This is a genomic window from Rubrivivax sp. A210, from assembly GCF_904426505.1.
Classification (GTDB): Bacteria; Pseudomonadota; Gammaproteobacteria; order Burkholderiales; family Burkholderiaceae_C; genus Rubrivivax.
Map to the genome: position 1 here is coordinate 1 of NZ_CAJGBN010000046.1, position 3,986 is coordinate 3,986.

At 70.5% G+C, this 3,986-nt stretch carries 1 protein-coding gene; it reads left to right on the plus strand.

Features of this window, described 5'->3' with window-relative positions; all coding sequences use genetic code 11:
* Nucleotides 1-3,986: beta strand repeat-containing protein (locus tag JMV16_RS19745; protein ID WP_236580622.1), on the plus strand; the 3,986-nt coding region annotated here is incomplete at both ends.

Consider the following 3,986-nt stretch of genomic DNA (forward strand, 5'->3'; position numbering starts at 1 on the left):
ACGCAGAGCTACGGCGACGCCGTCGCCCTGGGCGCCGACACCACGCTGCAGGGCAGCACGGTGACGAATGCCGCCGCCATCGCCGGCAACGCCCACGCCCTCACCGTCACCGGCAATGCCGTGGTCGGCGGCGCCATCAGCGGCGTGACCCACTTCGACGTCAGCGGAAGCACCAGCCTGGGCGCCAACGTCTCGACCGCCGGCACCCAGTCCTATGGCGGTGCCGTGAACCTGGCACAGGATGCCAGCCTCACCAGCACCGGCGCCGGCGCGGCCGGCAACATCGACATCAGCGGTGCCATCGACGGGGGCCAGGCGCTCACCATCACCACGCCCGGCAGCATCACCCTGGCGGGCAACGCCGGCGCCGTCACCGCCCTGGCCTCGCTGACGCTGAACGGCGGCGACCTGAGCCTGCACGACGTGACGACCAGCGGCGCCCAGAGCTATACCGGGCCGGCCACCACCCACAGCGCCTACCGCTCGGCGGGCGGCGCCATCGCCTTCGCCAACGACCTCACCATTGCCAGCCCGCTGGTGGTGGACACCACGCTGGGTGGCGCCGCAGGCGGCGCGGTGAGCTTCGGCGGCAGCGTCAGCAGCGCGCCGCCACAGACCCACGGCATGAGCATCACGGCTGGCACCGGCACGCTCACCGCGAGCGGGGCTGTCGCCTTGCCCAGCGTGGAGATCCTCTCGGCCGGCACGGCCAGCCTCGACAACGCCGCCAACACCATAGGCAGCCTGGCCGGCCATGTCGGCGCGGGCGGCCTCTCGGCGCGCAACGCGGCGGGCTTGACCATCGCTGCGGCCGGGCTGAACAGTTCTGGCGGCAACGTGAACCTCGTCACCAGCGCCGGCAACCTGGTGCTGGACGGCACCATCAGTGCGGCGGGCAGCGGCAACATCGTGCTCTCTACCGCGGCCAACTTCGTCAACAACGCCGGCGCCTCGGCCCTGGCCACGACCAGCGGCCGTTGGCTGGTGTACTCGACCAGCCCGCTGCTCGACACGCGCGCCGGCCTGGCGCCGCAGTTCAAGCTCTACAACGCCAGCCTCGGCAGCAGCCTGCCCGCGGGTACGGCCGGCCAGGACGGCTATGTCTACAGCATTGCCCCGGTGGTCACGCCCCAGCTCGTGGGCACAGTGCAGCGGGTCTACGACGCGACGCGCAACGCCGCGCTGACGGCCGCCAACTACGACACCGCCACCGGCTCCATCGACGGCGACATCGTCGTGCTCAACAACCCGAGCGCCGGCCTCTACGACACCAAGGTGGCGGCCACCGGCAAGACGGTCAGCGTCAGCGGCCTGAGCATCGCCGGCGCCAGCGAAGGCAGCGCCACGGTCTACGGCTACACGTTGGACCGCACGGCCACCTCGGCCGCCATCGGCGTCGTTACCCAGGCCCCGCTCACCGTGGTCGGCCTGGTGGGCCTGGACAAGGTCTATGACGGCACGTCCAATGCCACGCTCAGCACCGCGGCGGCCTCGGCCAACGGCGTGCTCCAGGGCGACAGCATCAGCCTGGTGCGCGCCACGGGCAGCTTTGCCGACAAGAACGTCGGCAGCGGCAAGGCGGTGACGGCCGACGCCATCCAGCTCGCCGGCACCGACCAGGCCAACTACGCCCTGGTGCCGGTATCGGGCCTGAGCGCGGCCATCACGCCGCGCAGCCTCAACGTCACGGCCAGTGGCCAGAACAAGGTCTACGACGGCCTCACCACGGCCACCGTTGCCCTGGCCGACAACCGCATCGCCGGTGACCAGCTCGGCGTCGACTACAGCGCCAACTTCCTCGACAAGAACGCCGGCATCAACAAGTTCGTCAGCGTCACCGGCATCACGCTCACCGGCACCGACGCCGGCAACTACAGCGCCAACGCCACTGCGGCGGCCTTCGCCGACATCAGCAAGGCGACGCTGGTCGTCAGTGCCACCGGCGTCAACCGCGCCTACGACGGCAGCACCCAGGCCACGGTGAGCCTGTCCGACAACCGTGTCGGCGGCGACCAGCTCACGCTGGCCTACGGCAGCGCGGCCTTCGACACCCGCAATGCCGGCCTGGGCAAGACGGTCAACGTCGCCGGCATCGCCGTCAGCGGCAGCGACGTCGGCAACTACAGCTTCAACACCACGGCGCAGACCACGGCCGACATCCTGGGCAAGCTGCTCACGGTGACCGGTGTGCAGGCACTGGACAAGGTCTACGACGGCGGCACCGGCGCCACGCTGGGCCTTGGCGCGGCCCAGCTCGTGGGTGTGGTCGGCAACGACGCGGTACAGCTCGGCACTGGCGCCGGCGTCTTCGGCGACAAGAACGTCGGCAGCGGCAAGACCGTCACGGCCAGCAGCCTGCTGCTCACAGGGGCAGATGCCGACGGCTACCTGCTGCAACTGCCCAGCGGCCTCACGGCCAGCATCACGCCGGCCACGCTGACGGCCATCGGCGGCATCACGGCGTCGAACAAGGTCTACGACGGCGCGGTCTCGGCCGCGCTGCAGACCGGCGCGGCCACCTTCAGCGGCCGCATCGGCAGCGACGACCTCTCGGTCACCCAGGCCGTGGGCAGCTTCGCCGACAAGCACGTCGGCAGCGCCAAGACCGTCACCATCGGCCAGTTCGTCCTCGGCGGCGCCGATGCCGGCAACTACGTCTTCAGCGGCACCTCCACCGCCCAGGCCGACATCACGCCCAAGGCCCTGACCGTCAGCGGCATCACCGCGTCGAACAAGGTCTACGACGGTGGCACGGTTGCCACGGTCAGCACCGCGGCGGCCAGCTTCGGCGGGCTGGTGCAGGGCGACAGCCTGAGCGTCAGCACGACGGGCAGCTTCGCCGACAAGAACGTCGGTGCCGGCAAGAACGTCAGCCTGAGCAGCAGCTACGGCGGTGCCGACGTGGGCAACTACGCCATCACCGACCAGGCCGCCACCAGCGCCGACATCACGCCCAAGGCCTTGACCGTCAGCGGCATCACCGCCTCGAACAAGGTCTACGACGGTGGCACCGGCGCCACGGTCAGCACCGCTGCAGCCAGCCTCGGTGGCCTGGTCACGGGCGACGCCGTCAGCGTCAGCGCCAGCGGCAGCTTCGGCGACAAGAACGTCGGCAGCGCCAAGACCGTGACCCTGGTCAGCAGCTACACCGGCGCCGACCTCGGCAACTACAGCGTCACCGACCAGGCCAGCGCCAGCGCCGACATCACGCCCAAGGCCCTCACTGTCAGCGGCATCACCGCTACGGGCAAGGTCTACGACGGCGGCACGGCGGCCACGGTCAGCACCGCAGCGGCTAGCTTCGGCGGGCTGGTGCAGGGCGACAGCCTTAGCGTCAGCACCACCGGTGCCTTCGCCGACAAGAACGTCGGCGCCAGCAAGACCGTCGCGCTCAGCAGCAGCTACAGCGGCGCCGACGCGGGCAACTACGCCATCGCCGACCAGGCCAGCACCAGCGCCGACATCACGCCCAAGGCCCTGACCGTCAGCGGCATCACCGCGTCGAACAAGGTCTACGACGGTGGCACGGTTGCCACGGTCAGCACCGCGGCGGCCAGCTTCGGCGGGCTGGTGCAGGGCGACAGCCTGAGCGTCAGCACGACGGGCAGCTTCGCCGACAAGAACGTCGGTGCCGGCAAGAACGTCAGCCTGAGCAGCAGCTACGGCGGTGCCGACGTGGGCAACTACGCCATCACCGACCAGGCCGCCACCAGCGCCGACATCACGCCCAAGGCCTTGACCGTCAGCGGCATCACCGCCTCGAACAAGGTCTACGACGGTGGCACCGGCGCCACGGTCAGCACCGCTGCAGCCAGCCTCGGTGGCCTGGTCACGGGCGACGCCGTCAGCGTCAGCGCCAGCGGCAGCTTCGGCGACAAGAACGTCGGCAGCGCCAAGACCGTGACCCTGGTCAGCAGCTACACCGGCGCCGACCTCGGCAACTACAGCGTCACCGACCAGGCCAGCGCCAGCGCCGACATCACGCC